Below are 6,473 nucleotides of genomic sequence, written 5' to 3' on the forward strand. Positions count from 1 at the left end.
GTTAACATCCCGATAGCAAGGAGCTCAGGGCAAAACGGCCCTATTACGACAGGAAGACAGAGACGTTTCACGTGTGGTAGCCATCACGGGCTTACATCACAGTTCAGTAACGGAGAACTGACAGACCGCTGAGGGTGATGCCCCGTTCACCCGTCCGGCCGACCCGGCTGACCGGACGGCGGGCGGTCAGCTCCGGCCGTCCACCCAGGACCGGAGCAGGTGGCGGTCGATCGAGTCGATGCGACCCAGCGGGCGCCCCGCCGCCATGCGGTCCCGCAGCTCCGCCCGCGTGAACCAGCGCGCATCGACCAGCTCGTCGCCGTCCACCCGCACCTCCGTCGAGGCCGCCGTCGCGCGGAAGCCGACCATCAGCCCGGCCGGGAACGGCCAGGCCTGCGAGCCCTGATAGGCCACGTCGACCACGGACACCCCGGCCTCCTCGGCGAGCTCCCGGCGGACCGCGTCCTCCAGGCTCTCGCCGACCTCCACGAAGCCGGCCAGGGTCGACCAGGAGTCCTCTCCCGCACCCCGGTGCCGGGCCAGCAGGCAGCGCTCCGGCTCACCGGGCGCCTCGACCAGCACGATGACCGCCGGCTCGATCCGGGGAAAGAGCAGCCGCCCGCAACCGGGGCCGGTGCAGGACCGGGTGTGGCCGCCGTCGCGGACCACCGTCACCGCCCCGCAGCCGCCGCAGAACCGCTGGCCCCGGTGCCAGTGCAGCAAACCCCTGGCGTACGCCTGGACGGCCGCCTCAGCGGGCCCCAGCCCGCCCACGAGCGCCCGGACGTCCACCGCCTCGGCCGCGCCGGCCAGTTCACACGCCTCCGCCTCGCTCCGGCCGGACAGGTCCACGGCGAACACCGCCCGGCCGGCGTCCAGCCCGAGGAACACGGTCTCGTCGGCAGCGGCGCGCAACCCGGCCGCGTCGGCCACGGACCGGCGCACCGGCGCCCGGTCGACCGCGACCAGGCAACGGTCCCGCCACAGCGCCAGCAGCTCGCTCGCCGGATCGGTCAGCCGGGCGGCGAGCCACGCCGGATCGGCACGCTGCGCCCCCGCCCGGTCCAGCCAGCCACCGCCGTACGCCAGGGTCCGCTCATCCGTCCGCACCCCGCCACCGTCCCACGATCCGGACCGGCGCGGGAACCGGCCAGGGGTGATGCCCGCGACACCCGGCGGCGGCGGACGCGCCGCCCGGACCGCCGCCGGGGCGGAGACTCCCGGCCGGCTCAAGCGTTGGTTACCGTAGGTGTCTCCCGTGGGGGAAGCGGTCCCCACGTGGTACTTCCGATCGAGGTTGCTGTGACGCTGTACGGCGAAAAAGTGCCTTCCGCCGACGACCGGCCCACCGTGAAGGTGAGGGCGGTGAGCTGGCCGGACGTCGAGCCGGAACCGGTCACCGCACCCGCCGCGGGCGGGCCCGGGACGCCGGGGCGGTTCCGGCGCGGGCGGCTGCTGATCGCCGGCGGGATCGTGGCCGCCGTGCTGGCCGCCGGCACCGGTCTCGGCGCCTACGCGTACGCCGGCGACGTCCCCCGGGGCACCACGGTCCTCGGCGCCGAGCTGGGCGGCCGGAGCCGGGCCGAGGCGACCCGGGCGCTCCAGGACGAGCTGGCGCGTCGGGCGGCGGCGCTGAACGCCCCGATCCCCGTCACGGTCGGCGAGAAGCGCGCCGAGCTGAAGCCCGCCGACATCGGGCTCGCCATCGACGTGGACGCCACCGTCGCCGCGGCGGCCGCGGCCGAGGCGCACCCGGTGAGCCGGCTCGTCGGCTCCCGCACGGTCGAGCCGGTGGTGACCGTCGACGGCACCCGCCTCGCGGCCGCGCTCCGTCAGGTGATGGGCGACCAGGGCCGCGAGATGACCATGCCGAACATCATCTTCACCGGCACCACCCCCAAGCCGGTCTACCCGAAGCCGGCGCTGACCGTCGACCCGGACAGCGCGGCCCAGGTCCTGAAGACCGGCTGGTTGGCCGGCGGGCCGGTGACCGTGCCGCTGGTCGAGAAGTGGCCGGCCAGCAGCCGCGAGGACGTCGACCGCCTCGTCGCCGAGCTGGCCCGGCCGGCCGTCGCGGCGCCCGTCACGCTCACCACCGACGGCGGCAAGGTCACCATCCCGCCCGCCGCCATCGCCCGGGGCCTGCGCTTCTCCGCCGACGAGGCGGGCAAGCTGACGCCCCGGGTGGACGTCAAGCGGCTGCGAGCCGCGCTCGGCGACGAGCTGGCGAAGCTGGAGGTCGCGCCGAAGGACGCCGGGCTGACCATCAGCGGCGGCAAGCCGAAGGTGGTGCCGGGCCGGGCCGGGCGGCAGGTCGACGCCGCGGCGCTCGGCCGGGACCTGCTCGCCGTGCTGCCGAAGACCGACGGCCGCACGGTGAGCGCCGCGCTGAAGGCGGCCGAGCCCGAGCTGACCGAGGCCAAACTCGCCGAGCTGGGCATCAAGGAGCGGGTCTCCACCTTCACCACCCGGTTCCCGGGCGGCCTGTCCTCGCCGCGCAGCCAGAACATCGTCCAGGCCGCCAAGGACGTCGACGGCGCCATCGTGCGGCCCGGGGAGACCTTCTCGCTCAACGGCCACACCGGTGAGCGCGGCTACGACCAGGGCTACAAGGACGCGCCGACCATCGTGGGCGGCAAGCTGGTGCCGGGCGTCGGCGGCGGCGTCTCGCAGTTCACCACGACGCTGTTCAACGCGAGCTACTACGCCGGGCTGGAGGACGTCGAGCACAAGCCGCACTCGTTCTACTTCAGCCGCTACCCGGCGGTCATCGAGTCGACCATCTACTGGCCGCAGCTCGACTTCAAGTTCCGCAACAACACCCCGTACGGCGTCCTCATCGACACGTCCTACACGTCCAGCACCATCACGGTGTCGATGTGGAGCACCAAGATCTACGACAGCGTCAAGACGGAGTACGGGCCCCGCCGCGACATCACCCAGCCGAAGACCGTCTACCTCGATCCCGGCCCGGACTGCATCTCCGCCGCGGGCAGCGTCGGCTTCGCCCAGGACGCCTTCCGGGTCATCAAGAAGGACGGCAAGGTGGTGAAGCGCGAGAAGTTCAGCTGGCGCTACGACCCCGAGCCGCGCTTCATCTGCGCCAAGCCGCCCGCCTGACGCCCGTCGCGCACCCGCACAGAGAAGCCCCGCCGGCCACGTCCCCGGCGGGGCTTTTCCCTGTCGTACGCCCTCTCAGGGCCGCGCCTCGGCCAGCCCCTGCCGTACGCCGTCCGCGCCGCGGTCGGTGCCGTAGACCGGTGTGCCGGGCTGCTGCCGCCAGCTCTCGTCGAGCGTCCCGGCGTCCACCGGGTCGAAGCCCAGCGCGTCCACGAGTTCCATGACCACCCGCTTGGCGTCGGCGTCGTCCCCGGCCACCGGCAACGCGATCCGGTCGGGCGTGCCCGCCGGCTTCCCGCTGTCCATGAGGTACGCGGCCTGGATGTTGTTGAAGGCCTTCACCACCCGGGCGCCCTTGAGGTGGTCGGCCGTCCAGCGGCTGGAGCTGAGGCTGCGGTCGAGCAGCTCGGGGATGTCGCCGTCCCGCTCGGGGTAGTAGTTGTCCGCGTCGACCACCAGCTTGCCCTCGAAGGGCGCCGGCGGCAGGTCCGGGACCGCCTTGAGGGGGATGGCCACGACGACCAGTTCCGCGCCCTGGACTGCCTCCTCGAGGGTGCCGGCCGTGGCGCCGGTCTCCGTGGCCAGGTCGGTGAGGCTCTGCGGCCCGCGCGAGTTCGCCACCGTGACGTCGTGGCCCAGCGTCCGTAGCCGGCGCGTGAGGGTGCCGCCGATGTGCCCCGACCCGATGATTCCGATCTTCATGACCACTCCTGCCTCCGCCAGCGCCTGGCGGTCAGTTCCGGCCGAACCATCAGGAGGTACCCCGGCCGGGCCGCCCCGACCGTGGACGACGCGTACAGCACGTCACGTTTTCCGCCGGCCTGATGGGGCAGGCGGCGGTTCACGCACCGACCGTACGAGACGTGGCCGTGTGCCCGGGGCGATTCACCGAAGCACGCCACAAACGCAGTCAGGGCCACCCGTGATGGGTGGCCCTGAACTGGAAGATTGTCCGGCGGTGTCCTACTCTCCCACACCCTCCCGAGTGCAGTACCATCGGCGCTGGAGGGCTTAGCTTCCGGGTTCGGAATGTTACCGGGCGTTTCCCCTCCGCCATGACCGCCGTAACTCTATGAACATGTCAAACAACCAGCCTGTGGTTGTCGTTTGTTCAGAGTTGCACAGTGGACGCGTAGCAGCTTGGTAGTCAAGTCCTCGGCCTATTAGTACCGGTCAACTGAACCCGTTACCGGGCTTACATTTCCGGCCTATCAACCCAGTCGTCTAGCTGGGGGCCTTACCCCACAAATGTGGGTGGGATACCTAATCTTGAAGCGAGCTTCCCGCTTAGATGCTTTCAGCGGTTATCCCTTCCGAACGTAGCTAACCAGCCGTGCCCCTGGCGGGACAACTGGCACACCAGAGGTTCGTCCGTCCCGGTCCTCTCGTACTAGGGACAGCCCTTCTCAAGTATCCTACGCGCACGGCGGATAGGGACCGAACTGTCTCACGACGTTCTAAACCCAGCTCGCGTACCGCTTTAATGGGCGAACAGCCCAACCCTTGGGACCTGCTACAGCCCCAGGATGCGACGAGCCGACATCGAGGTGCCAAACCATCCCGTCGATATGGACTCTTGGGGAAGATCAGCCTGTTATCCCCGGGGTACCTTTTATCCGTTGAGCGACACCGCTTCCACATGCCAGTGCCGGATCACTAGTCCCGACTTTCGTCCCTGCTCGACCTGTCAGTCTCACAGTCAAGCTCCCTTGTGCACTTGCACTCAACACCTGATTGCCAACCAGGCTGAGGGAACCTTTGGGCGCCTCCGTTACCCTTTAGGAGGCAACCGCCCCAGTTAAACTACCCACCAGACACTGTCCCTGAACCGGATAACGGTCCGAAGTTAGATACCCAAATCAACCAGAGTGGTATTTCAAGATTGCCTCCACCCATACTGGCGTATGAGCTTCACCGGCTCCCACCTATCCTACACAAGCTAACTCAAGTACCAATGTCAAGCTATAGTAAAGGTCCCGGGGTCTTTCCGTCCTGCCGCGCGTAACGAGCATCTTTACTCGTAGTGCAATTTCGCCGGGCCTGTGGTTGAGACAGTGGGGAAGTCGTTACGCCATTCGTGCAGGTCGGAACTTACCCGACAAGGAATTTCGCTACCTTAGGATGGTTATAGTTACCACCGCCGTTTACTGGCGCTTAAGTTCTCCGCTTCGCCCCGAAGAGCTAACAGGTCCCCTTAACGTTCCAGCACCGGGCAGGCGTCAGTCCATATACATCGAATTACTTCTTCGCATGGACCTGTGTTTTTAGTAAACAGTCGCTTCCCCCTGCTCTCTGCGGCCATACAACGCTCCACCCGCGCGGGGCTTCACGTCTCCGGCCCCCCTTCTCCCTAAGTTACGGGGGCAATTTGCCGAGTTCCTTAACCACAGTTCGCCCGATCGCCTCGGTATTCTCTACCTGACCACCTGTGTCGGTTTGGGGTACGGGCCGCTAAGAACTCGCTAGAGGCTTTTCTCGGCAGCATAGGATCACTGACTTCACCTGAATCGGCTCGGCATCACGTCTCAGCCTATATGGCGTGCGGATTTGCCTACACGCCGGCCTACACGCTTACCCCGGCACAACCACCGGCCGGGCTCAGCTACCTTCCTGCGTCACCCCATCGCTTGACTACTACCCGCCAGGTTCCCACGCTCGCCATCCGCAGTCCGAAGACTTTGGATGGTTCGGGTGGTTAGCACAACGAGGTTCGTCAGGGTCGCTCTTTCGCGGGTACGGGAATATCAACCCGTTGTCCATCGACTACGCCTCTCGGCCTCGCCTTAGGTCCCGACTCACCCAGGGCGGATTAGCCTGGCCCTGGAACCCTTGGTCATCCGGCGGAAGGGTTTCTCACCCTTCTTTCGCTACTCATGCCTGCATTCTCACTCGTGCCGCGTCCACAACTAGGTCACCCCGTTGCTTCACTCGCGGCACGACGCTCCCCTACCCATCCACACACCTGCACAAGGAATCAAGTCCAAGCGAGGTTGAAATGTGAATGCCACAGCTTCGGCGGTGTGCTTGAGCCCCGCTACATTGTCGGCGCGGAACCACTTGACCAGTGAGCTATTACGCACTCTTTAAAGGGTGGCTGCTTCTAAGCCAACCTCCTGGTTGTCTATGCGACCCCACATCCTTTTCCACTTAGCACACGCTTAGGGGCCTTAGCTGGTGATCTGGGCTGTTTCCCTCTCGACTACGAAGCTTATCCCCCGCAGTCTCACTGCCGCGCTCTCACTTACCGGCATTCGGAGTTTGGCTGATTTCGGTAAGCTTGTGGGCCCCCTAGACCATCCAGTGCTCTACCTCCGGCAAGAAACACGCGACGCTGCACCTAAATGCATTTCGGG

General features: G+C 67.2%; 3 protein-coding genes and 2 rRNA genes (1 of these 5 running past the window's edge). 1 reads left to right on the forward strand and 4 read right to left on the reverse strand.

Features of this window, described 5'->3' with window-relative positions; translation table 11 throughout:
* Positions 1-186 precede the first annotated feature (186 nt).
* Entirely contained in the window at positions 187-1,110 is a 924-nt protein-coding gene (gene nudC / locus GCE86_RS24530; protein WP_154229099.1) for an NAD(+) diphosphatase, read from the reverse strand.
* 192 nt (positions 1,111-1,302) lie between these two features.
* Here nudC and GCE86_RS24535 point away from each other — a divergent pair, with 192 nt between their 5' ends.
* Positions 1,303-3,120 (forward strand): VanW family protein, encoded by a 1,818-nt coding sequence (locus GCE86_RS24535; protein WP_154229100.1) that lies wholly within the window; start codon positions 1,303-1,305, stop codon positions 3,118-3,120.
* Between the two features lie 75 nt (positions 3,121-3,195).
* Here the strand turns inward: GCE86_RS24535 and GCE86_RS24540 are convergent, their stop codons facing one another.
* From GCE86_RS24540 to GCE86_RS24550, 3 genes are all read right to left on the reverse strand, one after another.
* Positions 3,196-3,822 carry an NADPH-dependent F420 reductase gene (locus GCE86_RS24540; RefSeq protein ID WP_154229101.1) on the reverse strand — a complete coding sequence of 209 codons (627 nt, stop codon included), beginning with the start codon at positions 3,820-3,822 and terminating at the stop codon, positions 3,196-3,198.
* Between the two features lie 248 nt (positions 3,823-4,070).
* A 5S ribosomal RNA gene (gene rrf / locus GCE86_RS24545) occupies positions 4,071-4,187 on the reverse strand.
* Positions 4,188-4,263: 76 nt separating this feature from the next.
* Positions 4,264-6,473, reverse strand: a 23S ribosomal RNA gene (locus GCE86_RS24550); it runs 899 nt beyond the window's last position.

The organism is Micromonospora terminaliae, from assembly GCF_009671205.1.
Lineage (GTDB): Bacteria > Actinomycetota > Actinomycetes > Mycobacteriales > Micromonosporaceae > Micromonospora > Micromonospora terminaliae.